This window comes from Streptomyces aureocirculatus (assembly GCF_000720475.1).
GTDB lineage: Bacteria > Actinomycetota > Actinomycetes > Streptomycetales > Streptomycetaceae > Streptomyces > Streptomyces aureocirculatus.
Map to the genome: position 1 here is coordinate 1 of NZ_JOAP01000019.1, position 17,827 is coordinate 17,827.

A 17,827-nucleotide genomic window follows, 5' to 3' on the forward strand; every position below is an offset into this window, starting at 1 on the left:
GTTGCCGTACGGAGGGTGCGCAACCCGGCGCGGCGGGGGGCCGCCCTGTGCCCACCCGTTCCGCCCTCTGGGCGGCCCAGTTGCCCACAGGGCGGCGGCCCGGCTGCCCACAGGGCGGCGGCCCGGCTGCCCACAGGGCGGCGGCCCAGTTGCCCTCAGGGCTGGGGCGGGGGCGGGGCCCCGTCGGAGTGACGGGGCCCCGTGCCGCGTACCGAGCCGGAGGCTAGAGGCCGTACTTGGCCCTGGCCTCCTTGACCGCGGCCGCAGGCACCTCGCCGCGACCGGCAAGCCGGGCAAGCGCCGCCACGACGATGGACTCGGCGTCGACGCCGAAGTGGCGCCGCGCCGCGTCCCGGGTGTCGGAGAGTCCGAACCCGTCCGCGCCGAGCGAGGAGTAGTCCTGCTCGACCCACTGGGCGATCTGGTCGGGGACCTGACGCATGTAGTCGGAGACGGCGAGGACGGGTCCCTGGGCGCCTTCGAGAGCGGCACGCACGAAGGGCGTGCGCTCCTCGCCGCGCAGCACCGCGGCGTCCGCCTCCAGGGCGTCCCTGCGCAGCTCGGTCCAGGAGGTCGCGGACCACACGTCGGCGGCCACCCCCCACTCCTCGGCGAGCATCTTCTGGGCCTTGAGGACCCAGTGGATGGCCGTGCCCGAGCCGAGGAGCTGGATCCGCGCGGCGTTGGCGGCCGGCGACAGACCCGCCGACTCGGCCGTGTTGAAGCGGTACAGACCCTTCACGATGCCCTCGTCCACACCCGCGGGCTTCGCGGGCTGCGGCATCGGCTCGTTGTATACGGTCAGGTAGTAGAAGACGTTCTGGTCCTCGCCGGGAGCGGCCTCGCCGTACATCCGGCGCAGACCCTCCTTGACGATCGCCGCGATCTCGTACGCGAACGCCGGGTCGTAGGACAGCGCGGCCGGGTTCGTCGCGGCGATCATCGGCGAGTGGCCGTCCGCGTGCTGGAGGCCCTCACCGGTCAGCGTGGTGCGACCCGCGGTGGCGCCGATGAGGAAGCCGCGGCCGAGCTGGTCGCCGAGCTGCCACATCTGGTCGGCGGTGCGCTGCCAGCCGAACATCGAATAGAAGATGTAGAAGGGGATCATCGCCTCGCCGTGCGTCGCGTACGACGACGAAGCGGCGATGAAGTCCGCCATCGAACCGGCCTCGGTGATGCCCTCGTTGAGGATCTGGCCGTTCTTGGCTTCCTTGTAGTACATGAGCTGGTCGCGGTCGACCGGCTCGTACGTCTGCCCCTTCGGCGAGTAGATGCCGAGCGAGGGGAACAGCGACTCCATGCCGAAGGTGCGGGCCTCGTCCGGGACGATCGGCACCCAGCGCTTGCCGGTCTCCTTGTCGCGTACGAGGTCCTTCAGGAGCCGTACGAGAGCCATGGTGCTCGCCACGTTCTGCGAGCCCGAGCCCTTGTCGAAGGACGCGAAGACCTTGTCGGCGGCGGGCGGCAGCGGCGCGAGCGCGTGCGTGCGGCGGGCCGGGGCGGGACCGCCGAGGGCGGCACGGCGCTCCTGGAGGTAGCGGACCTCCGGGGAGTCGGCGCCCGGGTGGCCGTAGGGCACCACGTCGTCGACGAACTGCGAGTCCGAGATCGGCAGGTCGAGCAGGTCCCGCATGTTCTTGAACTCGTCCGTCGTCAGCTTCTTCATCTGGTGGTTCGCGTTCTTCGACGCGAAGCCCTCACCGAGGGTGTAGCCCTTGACGGTCTGCGCCAGGATGACGGTCGGCGCGCCCTTGTGCGCCAGGGCGGCCTTGTACGCGGCATACACCTTGCGCGGCTCGTGGCCACCGCGGGAGAGGTGGAAGCACTCCAGGATCTTGTCGTCGCTCAGCAGCTTCGCCATCTCGACGAGCGCCGGGTCCTTGCCGAAGAAGTCCTCGCGGATGTAGGCGGCGTCCCGCGTCTGGTACGTCTGCACCTGCGCGTCCGGCACCTCGCGGATACGGCGGACCAGAGCGCCCGTGGTGTCGAGCCGGAACAGCTCGTCCCAGGCGTTGCCCCACAGCGACTTCACGACGTTCCAGCCGGCGCCGCGGAACTGGGCCTCCAGCTCCTGCACGATCTTGAAGTTGGCGCGTACCGGACCGTCGAGGCGCTGGAGGTTGCAGTTGATGACGAAGGTCAGGTTGTCCAGGCCCTCGCGGGCGGCGAGTGCGAGGGCCGCCGTCGACTCGGGCTCGTCCATCTCGCCGTCGCCGAGGAACGCCCACACGTGCGAGGGCGAGACGTCCTTGATGCCGCGGTTGGTGAGGTACCGGTTGAAGCGGGCCTGGTAGATCGCCGACAGCGGGCCGAGGCCCATGGAGACGGTCGGGAACTCCCACAGCCAGGGCAGCCGGCGCGGGTGCGGGTAGGACGGCAGGCCGTTGCCGCCGGCCTCCTGGCGGAAGTTGTCGAGCTGCGTCTCGTTCAGACGGCCGTCGAGGAAGGCGCGGGCGTAGATGCCGGGCGAGGCGTGGCCCTGGATGTAGAGCTGGTCGCCGGAGCCGTCGCCTTCCTTGCCGTGGAAGAAGTGGTTGAAGCCCGTCTCGTACAGCCAGGCCGCCGACGCGAAGGTGGCGATGTGGCCGCCGACGCCGTGCTTGGCGCCGCGGGTGACCATCGCGGCCGCGTTCCAGCGGTTCCACGCGGTGATCCGGGCCTCCATCGCCTCGTCGCCGTCGATGACGGGCTCGGCGGCGGTGGGGATGGTGTTGACGTAGTCCGTCTCAAGAAGCTTGGGGAGCGCCAGGCCCGCGCCCTCGGCGCGCTCCAGCGTGCGGCGCATCAGGTACGCGGCACGGTGCGGCCCGGCCGCCTTGGTCACGGCGTCCAGGGAGGCCTGCCATTCGGCGGTCTCCTCCGGGTCGCGGTCCGGGAGCTGGTCGAGCTCGCTCAACTGGATGCGGGAGGGGTCGGTCATTACGCCGCCTTCCTGAGTCGGAGGGGGTGCCCATGCCTGTGTCGGGCGGGGGTCCCTTAACGGAAAGGGTCGGGGGTGCCCTTGGTCTTTGGCAGGACAGGGCGCGGGGCTCAACTGCGCAGTCGTTGGTGCGGCTCCGCAGCGGGCCCATCGATGACTGTAAGCCCGCGATCGATGATCGATCAAAGCATTGAAGGGAAAACTTCCCCGATATGACAAAAGTGGGCACAGGGTGCCGCACAAAAGGGCACGCAGTGCCTTTGTTTTGAAGGGTTTTCGCAGGTGGGCGACTTATGAGCACGGTGCTCGGAGGATGAGCGCGGGCCCGTCGGCCAGCCCGGTCAGGGATCGTGTGACCGTCGGCCGACCCGGTCAGGGACGGGGCGCGCAGCCGAGGACATGCGCCTTCACCAGGGCAGCGATCGCCGGATCGCGCTCCCGGAACGCCGACACCAGGGCCTCGTGCTCCTCCGCGTACGACTGCTGGACCGTGCCGAGCCAGCGGATGGACAGTGCGGTGAAGACCTCGATGCCGAGGCCCTCCCAGGTGTGCAGGAGCACGGAATTGTGCGCGGCCCGCACCATTTCCCGGTGGAAGGCCACGGTGTGCCGCACCTGGCCGGTGCCGTCGGACGCCCGGTCGGCCTCGTACAGGGCCGCCACATGGGGTTCGAGGGCCGAGCAGTCCTCGGCGAGACGGTCGGCCGCGAGCTCCGCCGCGATGGCTTCGAGACCGGCCCGCACGGGGTAGCTCTCCTCCAGGTCGGCGGCGGTCAGGTTCCGCACCCGGACGCCCTTGTTGGGCGCGGACTCGATCAGGCGAAGCGACTCCAGCTCCCGCAGCGCCTCGCGCACCGGGGTCTGGGAGACCTCCAGTTCGACGGCGATCCTGCGTTCCACGATCCGCTCGCCCGGTTTCCAGCGACCGCTCACGATGCCTTCCACGATGTGCTCGCGAATCTGTTCGCGCAGCGAGTGAACGACGGGCGCGGTCATGGGGGCTCCTCCGGCGGTCGGAAGCGTGGCCCGAAGGGCCTCGGTGGGGGGCGACGGGCGGGCAACCCTTAGACAATACGGCCAATACGGCCGCGCCCCCGCCCGGAGGACTCCGGACGGGGGCGTACTCGCTGATGAGACGAGTGTTACAGCCGAAAGTGAGGCGACTACAGGCCGAGTTCGACCTCGAACTCGCCGGCCTCAAGGATCGCCTTGACCGTCGTCAGGTAGCGGGCGGCGTCCGCGCCGTCCACCAGACGGTGGTCGTAGGACAGCGTCACGTACGTCATGTCCCGCACCGCGATGGTCTCGCCGAGATCGGGGTGGTTGATGACGACCGGGCGCTTGACGGTGGCACCGATGCCGAGGATGCCCACCTGGTTCGGCGGCACGATGATCGTGTCGAACAGCGCGCCGCGCGAGCCGGTGTTGGAGATGGTGAACGTCGCGCCCGACATCTCGTCCGGGCTGATCTTGCTGGTGCGGACCTTGGTGGCCAGGTCGGCGGTCGCCTTGGCGATACCGGCCAGGTTCAGGTCACCGGCGCCCTTGATGACCGGCGTCATCAGACCCTTCTCGGAGTCCACGGCGATGCCGATGTTCTCCGAGTCGAAGTACGTGATGGTGCCCTCGTCCTCGTTGATGCGGGCGTTGACGACCGGGTGGGCCTTCAGCGCCTGCGCCGCCGCCTTGACGAAGAACGGCATCGGGGACAGCTTGACGCCCTCACGGGCGGCGAAGGAGTCCTTGGCCGCGGCACGCAGCTTCATCAGCTTCGTGATGTCGACCTCGACCACGCTGGAGAGCTGGGCCTGGCCGTGCAGCGCCTTCATCATGTTGTCGCCGATGACCTTGCGCATGCGGGTCATCTTGACGGTCTGACCACGCAGCGGGGACGCCTCGATGACCGGAGCCTTCGACGCGGCCTGCGCCGCGGGAGCCGCGGCGGGGGCGGGGGCGGCGGCCGGAGCCGGGGCCTTGGCGGCCTCGGCGGCGGCGAGCACGTCCTGCTTGCGGATGCGGCCACCGACGCCGGAGCCCTTGACCGAGCCCAGGTCGACGCCGTTCTCCGTGGCGAGCTTGCGCACCAGCGGGGTGACGTAGGCGCCGTCGTCCGCCGGGGTCGCCGGAGCCGCCGGGGCGGCGGGCTTGGCCGGGGCGGCGGGCTGCGCCGGGGCCGGAGCGGCGGCTGCGGGCTGCGCGGGGGCGGCGGGCTGCGCTGCCGGGGCCGCGGGCTGCGCCGGAGCCGGGGCTTCCTCCTTGGCCGGAGCCGGGGCGGGAGCCTCCTCCTTGGCCGGGGCCGGGGCCTCGGCGGGAGCGGCCGGGGCCGCGGCCGGAGCGGCGGCGGGGGCCGCGCCCGGGGCACCGATGACGGCGAGCTTGGCGCCGACCTCGGCGGTCTCGTCCTCACCGACGACGATCTCGAGCAGCACACCGGCGATGGGCGACGGGATCTCGGTGTCGACCTTGTCCGTGGAGACCTCGAGCAGCGGCTCGTCGGCCGCGACGGAGTCGCCGACCTCCTTCAGCCAGCGGGTGACGGTGCCCTCGGTGACGGACTCGCCGAGCGCGGGCAGGGTGACCTCGGTGCCCTCGGCGGAACCGCCGGAGGCAGCCGGGGCCTCGGCCTGCGGTGCGGCCTGCTGCGGGGCCTCCTCCTGCGCGGGGGCGGCCGGGGCCTCTTCCTGCGCGGGGGCGGCGGGGGCCTCTTCCTGCGCGGGGGTGGCCGGGGCCTCTTCCTGCGCGGGAGCGGCGGAGCCGCCCGCGTCGCCGGAGCCGTCGTCGATGACGGCCAGCTCGGCGCCGACCTCGACGGTCTCGTCCTCGGCCACCTTGATGGAGGCGAGCACACCGGCGGCGGGGGAGGGGATCTCGGTGTCGACCTTGTCGGTCGAGACCTCGAGCAGCGGCTCGTCGGCCTCGACGCGCTCGCCCTCGGCCTTCAGCCAACGGGTGACAGTGCCTTCAGTGACGCTCTCGCCGAGCGCCGGAAGGGTTACGGAAACCGACATGGTTTCTGTTGCTCCTTAACTACGTACGTATGTGGTCGTCGCGCCCGTGGGACTGAAGGCTCAGTCGTGGGAGTGCAGCGGCTTGCCGGCGAGGGCGAGGTGGGCCTCGCCGAGCGCCTCGTTCTGCGTCGGGTGGGCGTGGATGAGCTGGGCGACCTCGGCGGGCAGCGCTTCCCAGTTGTAGACGAGCTGGGCCTCGCCGACCTGCTCACCCATGCGGTCGCCGACCATGTGGACGCCGACCACGGCACCGTCCTTGACCTGGACGAGCTTGATCTCGCCCGCGGTCTTGAGGATCTTGCTCTTGCCGTTGCCCGCGAGGTTGTACTTCAGAGCGACGACCTTGTCCGCGCCGTAGATCTCCTTGGCCTTGGCCTCGGTGATGCCCACGGAGGCGACCTCGGGGTGGCAGTACGTCACCCGGGGCACGCCGTCGTAGTCGATCGGGACGGTCTTGAGACCGGCCAGACGCTCCGCGACCAGGATGCCCTCGGCGAAGCCGACGTGCGCGAGCTGGAGCGTCGGGACCAGGTCACCTACGGCCGAGATCGTCTCCACGTTCGTCCGCATGTACTCGTCGACGAGGACGTAGCCGCGGTCCATCGCGACGCCCTGCTCCTCGTACCCGAGGCCCTGGGAGACCGGGCCGCGGCCGATGGCGACGAGCAGCACCTCGGCCTCGAAGGTCTTGCCGTCGGCGAGGGTGACGCGCACGCCGTTCTCGGTGTACTCGGCCTTGTCGAAGAAGGTGCCGAGGTTGAACTTGATGCCGCGCTTGCGGAAGGCGCGCTCAAGAAGCTTGGAGCTGTTCTCGTCCTCGACCGGCACCAGGTGCTTGAGGCCCTCGATGACCGTCACGTCGGTCCCGAAGGACTTCCAGGCGGAGGCGAACTCGACGCCGATGACGCCGCCGCCGAGGATGATCGCGGACTCCGGCACGCGGTCGAGGACCAGCGCGTGGTCGGAGGAGATGACGCGGTTGCCGTCGATCTCCAGGCCCGGCAGGGACTTCGGCACGGAGCCGGTCGCCAGGAGGATGTGGCGGCCCTGGATCCGCTGGCCGTTCACGTCCACGGAGGTCGGGGACGACAGGCGGCCCTCGCCCTCGATGTAGGTGACCTTGCGGGATGCGACCAGGCCCTGGAGGCCCTTGTACAGGCCGGCGATCACGTCGTCCTTGTACTTGTGGACGCCCTTGATGTCGATGCCCTCGAAGGTGGCCTTGACGCCGAACTGGTCGGCCTCGCGTGCCTGGTCGGCGATCTCGCCGGCGTGCAGCAGGGCCTTCGTGGGGATGCAGCCGTTGTGCAGGCAGGTGCCGCCGAGCTTGTTCTTCTCGATCAGTGCGACGTCGAGACCAAGCTGCGAGGCGCGCAGGGCCGCGGCGTAACCGCCACTGCCACCGCCGAGGATCACTAGGTCGAAAACGGTGCTGGCGTCGTTCGCCACGTCACGTCCTCCATGCATGTGCGCCGTGCGCCGGACCCCTGTTACCGGGGACGACCGGTCGGTCGGCTGGTATACGGCCGCTCTTCTTCGGCCCTGTGGTGGGGGCCCTGTCCTGCCGAGAACCCATCTTCGCACTTGTCGGCGACAGGCGGGACGCCGGGCTGGTCCCAGAGCCGTCCGATCGTCCGTGGCGGCGGGCATCGTCGCGTACGGACGTACGGATTTCATCCACAGCGAACAGCGGCCTTCGTCGCGCCGTGGGCGGCATCACATCCGCTCATGGGTACGGTCCCGGACCCGAGGGCGTCCGGGACCGTACCCAGGTTGCTGAGCAGTTGGGGTGGGCCAAGGTCAGCCGAGGTCGCCCGCGGCGGTGCGCTCGGCGAGGCGCACCAGGGTGCGGACGGCGGAGCCCGTGCCGCCCTTGGGGGTGTAGCCGAAGGGGGCGGACTCGTTGTAGGCGGGGCCCGCGATGTCCAGGTGGGCCCAGGCGATGCCCTCGCCCACGAACTCCTTCAGGAAGAGACCGGCGACCAGACCGCCGCCCATGCGCTCGCCCATGTTGGCGATGTCGGCGGTGGGGGAGTCCATGCCCTTGCGCAGGTGCTCCGGCAGCGGCATCGGCCAGGACGGCTCGCCGACCTCCTCCGCGATCTCGTGGACCGAGGTGCGGAAGGCGTCGTCGTTGGCCATGATGCCGAAGGTGCGGCCGCCGAGCGCCATCATCATGGCGCCGGTCAGGGTGGCCACGTCGACGATGGCGTCGGGCTTCTCCTCCGAGGCCCTGGTGAGGGCGTCGGCCAGGACCAGGCGGCCCTCGGCGTCGGTGTTGAGCACCTCGACGGTCTTGCCGCTGTACATGCGAAGGACGTCGCCGGGGCGGGTCGCCGAGCCCGACGGCATGTTCTCGGCGAGCGCCAGCCAGCCGGTGACATTGACGTCGAGGCCGAGGCGGGCGGCGGTGATCACGGCGGCGAACACGGCGGCGGCGCCGGCCATGTCGCACTTCATGGTCTCGTTGTGACCGGCCGGCTTCAGCGAGATGCCGCCCGAGTCGTACGTGATGCCCTTGCCGACGAAGGCGAGGTGCTTCTTGGCCTTGCCGGCCGAGTACGAGAGCTTCACCAGGCGCGGCGGGGCCTCGGAGCCCGCGCCGACACCGAGGATGCCGCCGTAGCCGCCCTTGGCGAGGGCCTTCTCGTCCAGGACCTGGATCTTGACGCCGTGCTCCTTGGCGGCGGCGGTGGCGACCGCGGCGAAGGCCTCCGGGTTCAGGTCGTTCGGCGGGGTGTTGACCAGGTCGCGGGCGCGGTTGAGCTCCTCGGCGACGGCGGTCGCACGCTCGACGGCGGCCTTGTGGGCCTTGTCGCGCGACTTGGCGCCGAGCAGGGCGACCTCGGCGAGCGGCGCCTTGGCGCCCTTGGCGCCCTTGCCCTTGGCGGCGGTGTCGTCGCCGTTGTCCTTGTAGGCGTCGAAGGAGTACGCGCCGAGAAGCGCGCCCTCCGCGATGGCGCCCGTGTCGGCGGCGTCCTCGATCGGCAGCGCGAAGGCGGCCTTCTTGCTGCCCGCGAGGGCGCGGGCGGCGGCACCGGCCGCGCGGCGCAGCGCCTCGGCGTCGTACCCGGAGTCCTTCTCGGGGACCGCGCCGAGGCCGACTGCCAGGACGAGCGGCGCCTTGAATCCGGACGGCGCGGGCAGCTTCGTCACCTCGCCCTCGGCGCCCGCGGCGCCGAGGGTCTCAAGGACGGAGGCGAGCTTGCCGTCGTACGCCTTGTCCACGGACTCGGCGCCGGGGGCCACCACGGGTCCCTTGGCGCCTTTCGCGACACCGACGACGATCACGTCGGCGCGCTGGCCGGACGCGGCGGCGGTGCTGAGAGTCAGAGCAGTCACGGTGCTGAAGTCCCTCTTTCGTGGAGTTCCACTGAGTTCTTGAGTTCTGTCGAGCTCAGGTGAGATCTACGCGATCTCATGGGCTTTGGGGTGGTAAGCCCGTCGCGAGCCTACGCCCGTAAGTGTTGCGGTGTGCCTCACTGTGCGTGCTGGCCGAGGGAGAGCACAAGGAGGGCCGTGGTCGCGGCGGTCTCGGCGAGGCCGCCGAAGACGTCTCCGGTGACGCCGCCGAAGCGGCGCAGGCAGTGGCGCAGGAGGAGTTCGGCGACGGCGCAGCCGAGCACCACGGCGGCGGCGCCGCGGACCGCTCCGTAGGGTCCGTCGGGGGCGCCCGCGGCCGCCGCCGCGGTGGTGGCGACGGCCAGGACAACTGCGGCGGCGGGCCCCGGCACGGTCCCCGCGACGGCGGCGCCCAGGCCTTCGGGGCGGGCTGCGGGGACGTTTCTGCGGGCCGCCAGGGTGAGCGCGAGGCGGGCCGTCACGGCGGCCACGACCGTGCCTGCGGCGCCGTGCAGCCAGCCCTTGTCGTAGAGCCCCGCGAGCGCGGCCACCTGGGCGAGCAGCGCGAGGACCAGGGTGATCACACCGAACGGGCCGATGTCGGACTGCTTCATGACGCGCAGCGCGTCGTCGGCCGGCTTGCCGCTGCCGAGGCCGTCGGCGGTGTCGGCGAGGCCGTCCAGGTGCAGCCCCCGGGTGGCCGCGGCCGGAACCGCGACGGCGGCGACGGCGGCCAGCAGCGGGCCCGCGCCGAGCACGAGCAGGCCCGCGCCCGCGGCGGCGGCACCGACGCCCACGGCCAGGCCCGCGAGCGGGGCGCACAGCATGCCCGTACGGGCGGCGTCACGGTCCCACCGGTGGACGCGGACGGGAATCACGGTGAGCGTCCCGAAGGCGAACCGGAGGCCGTCGGCGGGGCTGGGTCGTGGCATCCGGCGAGGCTACCCGCTGCGCGGGGGCGGTCCGGGGGCGAGGTGCCGCTGCGCGGGGGCGTGGGCTGGAGGCGAGGTGTCCGTCGGGCGGTGGTGGTCGGGCTGCGGGGTTCGGGGGCCGGACGGAGGATGGGGCGCATGGACGGCTGGTGGTACCGGAACGTCGTGGAGCCCGGGAAGCTGCCGCTGCTGCTCGCTCTGGTCGCGTTCGTGGGCTGCTTCGTGGTCACCAGGACCATCACCCGGCTCATCCGGGCGGGCCGCGGGCCGTTCCGGAACATCACGACGGGCGACGTGCACATCCACCACGTCGTACCGGGCATCTTCCTGATGCTGGTGGGCGGTTTCTGGGCGGTCGCGGCGGGCCGGCACAGCGTCGGGTCGATGTGCGCGGCCGTCCTGTTCGGCCTCGGCGCGGGCCTGGTCCTCGACGAGTTCGCGCTGATCCTGCACCTCGACGACGTCTACTGGAGCGAGCAGGGCCGCAAGAGCGTCGAGGTCGTGATCCTCACGGCGGCGCTCGTGGTGCTCGTCCTCACCGGCTTCAGCCCGCTCGGCGTCAACGAGCTCACCGCGGACGAGCGCCACGACCGGGTCGCTTTCGCCTTCAACATCACCCTGAACTGCGGCTTCGCCCTGATCGCGCTGGCCAAGGGCAAGCTGCGCCTGGCCCTGATCGGCATGGTGGTGCCGTTCGTCGCCCTGGTCGGCGCGGTCCGCCTCGCCAGGCCAGGGTCGGCGTGGGCCCGCAGGTTCTACCGCAACCGCCCCCGGGCGCGGGCCCGCGCGGGGCTGCGCGCGTTCCACCACGACCGCCGCTGGTCGGGCCCGCGCCGCAGGCTTCAGGACCTGATCGGCGGCAAGCCGGACCCGGTCGCGCCCCTCCCGCCCCGGCGGCGGTGACGCGACAGCGCCGACACCGCGCACAGCAGGAGGACCCCGCCGATCGCCGCCAGGTGCTCCTTGCCCGCGAGGTTGTCCTTGAAGATCACCTCGACGACCATCAGGACGACCACGAGAACCCCGGTGGCGTACGCCCGGTAGCGCCAGCACACGTACACCGCGAGCCCCACCACCGCCGCCGAGGGACCGGTGTCGACGACAGCGGCGTCGGACGCGGGAAGGCCGAACCAGTTGTCGTATCCCAACGCGATGCCCACGCGCGCGTACAGCGTGCCCGCGAGCGTCGCCACGTACCCGATGACGAGCGTGCGCCACCAGCCGAGACAGATCTCCGCGATGCCGAAGACCAGCAGGATCTGCGCGAGCGCGCCCCACACCGGCAGGTCCAGGGCCGGGACGAAGAGCGAGAGCGGGGTGCGGAGCAACGCGAGCCACAGCGGGTCCTCGGCGCGCACGCAGCCGATGTTCTGGACGAACCGATAGCCCCAGGACTGGTTCTGCGCGTACTGGAACGCCGCCGTCAGGCAGACGGCCGCCAGCGTCAGCGGGATCGCGCGCAGGTGCCGGTCGGCGAGACCGTCGCGCAGGGTGGCGTACAGCGGACCCCACTCGGCACGCGCCAGTTGGGTCAGGGTGCTCATCGTCGGGACTCCAGATGTGTGCGGTGCAGCCGCCCCCAAGCTCTCGGCTTCGCTCGAGCAGGGGGGACCCCCCTCGCAAGCCCCGGCGCTTCCAGGAAACCTTCGGCACGGGCGGACGCGATGCCGATGCGCGGCAGGTCGCCGCTCTTCTCGAAGAGCAGGAAGCGCGGTTCCCAGATGGGCCGGTACTTGGCGTTGGCGCGGTACAGCGACTCGATCTGCCACCAGCGGGAGAAGAAGCTGAGCAGCGAGCGCCACAGCCGAAGGACCGGGCCCGCGCCGAGCCGCGAGCCACGTTCGAAGACCGACCTGAACATCGCGAAGTTCAGTGACACCTGCGTGATCTGGATCTCGGTGGCGCGCTGGAGCAGCTCGATGACCATGAACTCCATCAGGCCGTTCTCGGAGTCGCGGTCGCGCCGCATCAGGTCGAGCGACAGACCGCTCGGCCCCCACGGCACGAAGGAGAGCACCGCCCGCAGCACCCCGTCGCCGTCCCGGCACTCCAGCATCACGCACTCACCGTCCGCCGGGTCGCCGAGCCGCCCCAGCGCCATGGAGAAGCCGCGCTCGGTGGCGCCGTCGCGCCAGTCGTCGGCGCGCTCCAGGAGGTGGGCCATCTCGTCGGCGGGGATGTCGTGGTGGCGGCGGATGCGGACCTCGTACCCGGCGCGTTTCACCCGGTTGTAGGCCTGCCGGACGGTTCGCATGGCCCGCCCTTCCAGCGTGAAGTCCGCGATCTCGACGATCGCCTCGTCACCGAGTTCCAGGGCGTCCAGGCCGTGCCGGGCGTAGATGGTGCCCGCCTCCTCGCTCGCGCCCATCACGGCCGGGGTCCAGCCGTGCTCGCGGGCCTCGGCGAGCCAGGGCTCGATGGCGCCGGGCCAGGCCTCCGGGTCGCCGATGGGGTCGCCGGATGCCAGCGAGACACCGCCGACGACGCGGTAGGCGATCGCGGCCTTGCCCGTCGGCGACCACACCACGCTCTTCTCGCGGCGCAGGGAGAAGTACCCGAGGGAGTCCCGCTCGCCGTGGCGCCCGAGCAGCCCCCGCAGTTGTGCCTCGTCGTCCTCCGACAGTGGGTCGACGGCCCTGCGGGAGCGGAAGGCGGCGTACAGGACGGCGCAGAGCAGCACCGTGCTCAGGACGTTGACGGTGACGTTGACCCAGCCCGGCGTGGCGATCCCGGCGAACCGGGAGTCGTCGGCCGCCAGGGAGACCAGGCGCATGGTGCCGTAGCGCCAGCGGTCGAGGAACGTCGAGCGGTACTCGTCGTGGGCGTGGTTGGTGACGGTCACAAGGAGTGCCGCGAGCAGCGAGGTCACCAGGAGTCCGCCGACCGCCACGGCGGCGGCGAGCTTGGGGTTGGAGCGGTCGCCCTTGGCGTAGAACTCGCGGCGGCCGACGAGCAGCGCGCCGACGAACAGCGCGGTGAGGCCGAGTGAGATCCAGTTCTGCGCGTACCGCCTGATCTCCGGGAAGCACATCGCGACGGCGAACAGGAGCAGGAACAGGCCGCTCAGGACGAGGTTGAGGATCCATGCGGCCCGCTTCCTGCGCCGCATGGTGATCGCCAGGAACACCGTGAAGACGCCGGAGGCGAAGCCCGCCGTGAGCAGGTACGGGGTGAAGTAGTCCGCCGTGTTGTGGCGGCGCAGGTCCTGGCCGAGGGAGACCCATACCGCACTGAGGAAGTTCACGAACGCGACGGCGCGCAGATACCAGACCGCCACGGCCGCCGCCCGCCGTGAGGCCGTCGTGGACGTGCGGACCTGCTCTTCCCCTGCCCTTGCATCTCCCATGAAACGGGATCTTATGGGGCGTTGTGGTGTGATATGCGGTTCTGCAGCCCGCTGCCGCCTCGCCCGCCGGGACCGGGCAGCCCGCTGCCACCCTGCCCGCCGGGACCGGGCAGCCCGCTGCCACCCCGCCCGCCGGGACCGCTGTCTCCGTTACTCGCCGTCCTCCTGGCCGGTGGGCGGCTCCGCGGCCGACGGCTCCGCGGTCGACGACTCCGTAGCCGACCGCTCCGCGGCGGGCAGCTCCGCGGCGGGCAGCTCCGCGGACAGCGCGGCAGCGGCCCGTACCAGCGGCACGGCAAGGAGCGCCCCGACGCCCTCGCCGACCCTCACGCCATGGCTGAGCAGCGGTTCGAGCGCCATCCGGTCCAGCGCCTTGGCCTGGGCGGGCTCCCCGCTGTCGTGCCCCGCGAGCCACCAGTCCGGCGCCCGGAAAGCGACCCGCTGGGCCACCAGGGCCGCCGCCGCCGACACCACCCCGTCGAGGATCACCGGCGTGCGCCGCACCGCGCACTGCAACAGGAACCCGGTCATCGCCGCCAGGTCGGCCCCGCCCACCGCGGCGAGCAGCTCCAACTGGTCGCCGAGCACGGGACGCGCCCGCCGCAGGGCATCCCGGACGGCCGCGCACTTGCGCATCCACGCCAGGTCGTCGATCGGCGCGCCGCCGCGCCCGGTGACGACGGACGCGTCGGTGCCGCACAGCGCCGCGATCAGCGTCGCCGCAGGCGTCGTACCGCCGACGCTGATGTCGCCGAGCACGATCAGGTCCGTGCCGGAGTCGGCCTCCTCGTCGGCGAGGGCGATACCCGCCCGCACCGCCTGCTCGGCCTCCTCCCGCGACAGGGCGTCCTCGATGTCGATGCGCCCGGAGCCGCGCCGCACCCGGTGCCCCGCGACCTCGGCGGGCAGCGCGTCCTCGGCGCAGTCGAGCGCCATGTCGACGACCCGCACGGGCACGTCGAGGCGGCGCGCGAGCACCGCCGCGGGGCTCTCGCCGGTCAGGACGGCGCGTACGAGATCGGCCGCGCCGCCCGCAGCCCGCGCGGACACGCCGAGCTCCGCCACCCCGTGGTCACCCGCGAACAGCACGGCCCGCGGCCGCTCGACCGGCTTGACCGGCACCTCGGACTGCGCGGCCGACAGCCACTCGGCGAGGTCGTCCAGGCGGCCGAGCGCGCCGGGAGGCACGTCCTGGCGCTCCCTGCGCTCCTCGGCGTCCCGGCGCACCCCGCCGTCGGGCCGCTCGATCAGATCGGTGAAGTCGTCGAGAATCAGCGAGCTCATTCGGCGAACAGTACCGGCGGGGCGTGTCCTGCGCGCGTACGGGGGCCATGCGCTCCGGCCGTCGGCGGGCCTCGGGTGACATGCCGTCAGCCCTGCGGCGGGCCTCGGGTGACACGCCGTCAGCGTGCCGCCCGCCCCGAGGGAATCGCCGGGGCGCGCCCCCTTCCCGGCGCGCCCCTTTCTTTCCGGTACGTTCCAGATGTCCCGCATGTATCACATGGTCGTACCGCATCCGGGAGTATGTGATGGACCTCGCCCAGCAGACCGCCGAACGGCGCCCCGCCTGCCTCGCCCGCCTCGCCGAGGGCACCGAACCCTTCCACGAACCGCGCCGCGACGACTGCCCCTGGTGCGGCTCCCACCGGCTGCGGGTACGGCTGCGCACCCGCGACCTGATCCAGGGCAAGCCGGGCCACTTCACCCTCGCCCGGTGCGCGGACTGCGCCCACACCTTCCAGAACCCCCGCCTCAGCCCCGAGGGCCAGGAGTTCTACCGCCTGGGGTCCGGCCGACAGGACCTCGGCCACCGGGACTTCTGGCGCCAGGACCTCTGCCAGGGGGCCGGCGGCGCGGCGGCCGCGATCCTGACCCGGGCCAGACCGAGCCGTACCCGGCAGCTCGCCGGTGTGCGCGCGCTGAGCCGGACCGGGGAACCCGAGAGCTGGCTGGACGTGGGCACAGGGCGGGCCCGCTTCCCCGCGGCCGCCAGGGAGGTCCTGCCGTACACGGCCTTCGACGGGCTCGACGGGCTCGACGGCGATCCCGGCCTCGCCGAAGGGGTGCGGCGCGGCCGCATCGAGGAGGCCCACCACGGCAGGCTCACCGACCTCGCCGGGCGCCTCGCAGGACGCTACGACGTGCTCAGCATGATCCACTACTTGCAGGGCCGCCCGGATCCGCGCGCCGAGCTGCGCGCGGCGAGGACCGTCCTGCGCCCCGGCGGGCACCTGCTGATCGAGGCACCGGACCCGGAGAGCCGCTCCGCCCAACTGCTCGGCAAGTGGTGGGCGTCCTACCGCCAGCCGCACCATCCGCACTTCGTGCCGCTCGCCAACCTCTGCCGGGAGCTCGACGAGCTCGGCTTCACCGTCGTCGGCGTGGACCGGCGCACCCCGCACGTGCCGTCCGACCTGACCACGGCCTGTGCCCTGCTCCTCAACCAACTGCTGCCCGACCCTGACCTCCCGTGGCGCCCGCGGCCGCAGGGCGCGCTGCTCCTGCGCCTGCGCCGCACGGCGTGGTGGGCGGCGGTCCCGCTGCTCGTCCTCGCCCGGGCGGCGGACGCGCTCCTCGCCCCGCTGCTCACCCGCACCGGCCTCGGCAACGCGTACCGGGTGATCGCGCGCAGGGAGCCGGAGGCCTGAGCGCGCGGAAGCCGGGGCGTTCGCGGGGAGGGCCGGGCGGCAGCGTCAGGGGCGCAGGGGCAGTGCCTGGCCCGCGACCACCAGGAGGACGTGCTCGCACTCGGACGCGAACGCCGCGTTGAGGCGGCCGAGTTCGTCGCGGTAGCGGCGGCCCGACGCGGTCGCGGGCACGATGCCCGAGCCGACCTCGTTGGAGACCGCGACCACGGTGCGCCGGGTGCCGCGTACGGCGTCCGTGAGTTCCGTGACCCGCTTGCGCAGCGAGCGTTCCCCGCCGCCCGCCCACTCCGCGTCGTCCCAGGCGTTCACGTCGTCCATCACCTGGGTCAGCCACAGCGAAAGACAGTCCACGAGCAGCGGCGGCCCCGGCTCCGCGAGCAGCGGCACCAGATCGCAGGTCTCCGTGGTCCGCCAGGACCCGGGCCGCCGCTCGCGGTGCACCCGCACCCGCTCCGCCCACTCGCCGTCACCGCCGCGGGTGCCGCCGGTGGCGACGTAGAGCACGTCGGGGAAGGCCTCAAGGCGCCGCTCCGCCTCCACGGACTTGCCGGAACGGGCACCGCCGAGGATCAGGGTGCGGCGCGGCAGGTCCGGTACGTCCTCGTAGGCGCCGACGGCCAGGGTGCTGCCGTCCGGCACGGCCCGCGCCCCGGCCGCCGCGAGCCGCCGCACCAGCTCGGGGCCGCCAGGAGCCCCGTGCCCGATGTGGACGGCCACGACATCCGTGGTTGGCGCCACGGCACCGGCGGCGCGCAGCCTGGCGAGGCCGTCGGGGCGGCCGACGACATCGGCGACGACCATCTCGTACGCCGTCTGCTCCGCGGGGGACCCGGCGGGCGCGGTGCCCGGCGGCAGGTACAGGAGGCGGTCGCCGTCCGGTCCCGTCACCTCGTAGCCGGTGCCGGGCGCGTCCGTCGCCACCGCTCGCACCCGGTGCCCGGTGAGGAGCGCGAGCTCCCGCCCGTCGGGCACCCGGCCGGGCTGCGGCAGCCCGGCGGGCACTTCCACGGCGGGTCCGTCGTGCGGATGCGAGAGCAGCACCTGGCGCACCCCCGCGAGGGAGTGCCCCGCGCGGGCGGCGGCGAAGGCCGCGCCGGGCGTGAGGTCGAGCAGCAGGACGCCGTCGACGAGGAGCGCGGTCGCGGCCCGCGCGGCGTCGCCGAGCGCGGTCGCGCACACGGCGCAGGGACAGCCGGGGGACGGCAGCCCCTCGGGGGCTCCGGTGCCGAGCAGAGTCAGTTCCACAGGAAGATCCTCCCGCGTCGCCCCCCGCGCCGCGCGTCCGGATAGGCTTCGAACGGCTCCGGCTTCCGCTCCGGGCGGCTGCCGGGACACCCACTGGACCTCGGGAGGCTGACATGGCGGCATGGACGTGGCGGTTCGAGAAGGCGGACGGGACGGAGGTCCAGCCTGCCGTGCGGCCCGAGGAGTTCACCACCCAGGGCGACGCGGAGACCTGGCTGGGGGAGCACTGGAAGGAACTCGCCGAGGGCGGCGCGGACCAGGTCTCCCTGTTCGAGGACGACAAAGAGATCTACGGGTCGATGAGTCTGCACGAGGAAGGCGCGGCGTAAGCCGCTGGGCTCGCGGCCCGGACGTGGGACGGCTGTCGGCTGCGCCGTGGCAGCCGT

13 protein-coding genes are annotated in these 17,827 nt (G+C 72.5%); 3 read left to right on the plus strand and 10 right to left on the minus strand.

Annotated features, from left to right (window positions below; translation table 11 throughout):
• Positions 1-223: 223 nt before the first annotated feature.
• The 6 genes from aceE to IG78_RS0117630 all read right to left on the minus strand — a co-directional run bounded on the left by aceE (position 224) and on the right by IG78_RS0117630 (position 10,202).
• Entirely contained in the window at positions 224-2,920 is a 2,697-nt protein-coding gene (gene aceE, locus IG78_RS0117605) for a pyruvate dehydrogenase (acetyl-transferring), homodimeric type (protein WP_030564176.1), read from the minus strand.
• Positions 2,921-3,292: 372 nt separating this feature from the next.
• Positions 3,293-3,916: a GntR family transcriptional regulator gene (locus tag IG78_RS0117610; protein WP_030564178.1), complete on the minus strand. Its 624-nt coding sequence runs from the start codon at positions 3,914-3,916 to the stop codon at positions 3,293-3,295.
• Between the two features lie 167 nt (positions 3,917-4,083).
• A complete protein-coding gene (gene sucB, locus IG78_RS0117615; RefSeq protein ID WP_030564180.1) occupies positions 4,084-5,928 on the minus strand; it encodes a 2-oxoglutarate dehydrogenase, E2 component, dihydrolipoamide succinyltransferase in 1,845 nt (614 codons plus the stop codon).
• Positions 5,929-5,988: 60 nt separating this feature from the next.
• Positions 5,989-7,377: a dihydrolipoyl dehydrogenase gene (gene lpdA / locus IG78_RS0117620; protein WP_030564182.1), complete on the minus strand. Its 1,389-nt coding sequence runs from the start codon at positions 7,375-7,377 to the stop codon at positions 5,989-5,991.
• A gap of 351 nt (positions 7,378-7,728) precedes the next feature.
• Complete coding sequence (locus IG78_RS0117625; RefSeq protein ID WP_030564184.1) at positions 7,729-9,270, minus strand: leucyl aminopeptidase; 1,542 nt, start codon at positions 9,268-9,270, stop codon at positions 7,729-7,731.
• A gap of 137 nt (positions 9,271-9,407) precedes the next feature.
• The gene (locus IG78_RS0117630) at positions 9,408-10,202 is read right to left on the minus strand and encodes an adenosylcobinamide-GDP ribazoletransferase (RefSeq protein WP_030564185.1); all 795 of its coding nucleotides are present in this window, start codon (positions 10,200-10,202) and stop codon (positions 9,408-9,410) included.
• A gap of 138 nt (positions 10,203-10,340) precedes the next feature.
• On the opposite strand from IG78_RS0117630, the gene IG78_RS0117635 reads away from it, so the two are divergent.
• Positions 10,341-11,105 (plus strand): hypothetical protein, encoded by a 765-nt coding sequence (locus tag IG78_RS0117635; protein WP_030564187.1) that lies wholly within the window; start codon positions 10,341-10,343, stop codon positions 11,103-11,105.
• On the opposite strand, the gene IG78_RS50585 is transcribed toward IG78_RS0117635, so the two are convergent.
• The 3 genes from IG78_RS50585 to cobT all read right to left on the minus strand — a co-directional run bounded on the left by IG78_RS50585 (position 11,045) and on the right by cobT (position 14,832).
• Positions 11,045-11,746 carry a hypothetical protein gene (locus IG78_RS50585; RefSeq protein WP_030564189.1) on the minus strand — a complete coding sequence of 234 codons (702 nt, stop codon included), beginning with the start codon at positions 11,744-11,746 and terminating at the stop codon, positions 11,045-11,047. The two genes, IG78_RS0117635 and IG78_RS50585, sit on opposite strands and share 61 nt — an antisense overlap.
• The gene (locus IG78_RS0117645; protein ID WP_030564191.1) at positions 11,743-13,548 is read right to left on the minus strand and encodes a phosphatidylglycerol lysyltransferase domain-containing protein; all 1,806 of its coding nucleotides are present in this window, start codon (positions 13,546-13,548) and stop codon (positions 11,743-11,745) included. Before IG78_RS0117645 ends, IG78_RS50585 begins: the two co-directional genes overlap by 4 nt.
• Before the next feature lie 150 nt (positions 13,549-13,698).
• Positions 13,699-14,832 (minus strand): nicotinate-nucleotide--dimethylbenzimidazole phosphoribosyltransferase, encoded by a 1,134-nt coding sequence (gene cobT / locus IG78_RS0117650; protein ID WP_051852727.1) that lies wholly within the window; start codon positions 14,830-14,832, stop codon positions 13,699-13,701.
• 245 nt (positions 14,833-15,077) lie between these two features.
• Between cobT and IG78_RS0117655 the strand changes: the two genes are divergently transcribed.
• Positions 15,078-16,196, plus strand: a complete 1,119-nt coding sequence (locus tag IG78_RS0117655) for a class I SAM-dependent methyltransferase (protein WP_030564196.1) — start codon at positions 15,078-15,080, stop codon at positions 16,194-16,196.
• Positions 16,197-16,241: 45 nt separating this feature from the next.
• Here IG78_RS0117655 and IG78_RS0117660 read toward each other — a convergent pair whose 3' ends face one another.
• Entirely contained in the window at positions 16,242-17,441 is a 1,200-nt protein-coding gene (locus tag IG78_RS0117660; RefSeq protein WP_030564198.1) for a bifunctional adenosylcobinamide kinase/adenosylcobinamide-phosphate guanylyltransferase, read from the minus strand.
• Between the two features lie 113 nt (positions 17,442-17,554).
• Here IG78_RS0117660 and IG78_RS0117665 point away from each other — a divergent pair, with 113 nt between their 5' ends.
• A complete protein-coding gene (locus IG78_RS0117665; RefSeq protein ID WP_030564200.1) occupies positions 17,555-17,770 on the plus strand; it encodes a hypothetical protein in 216 nt (71 codons plus the stop codon).
• Positions 17,771-17,827: the final 57 nt, after the last annotated feature.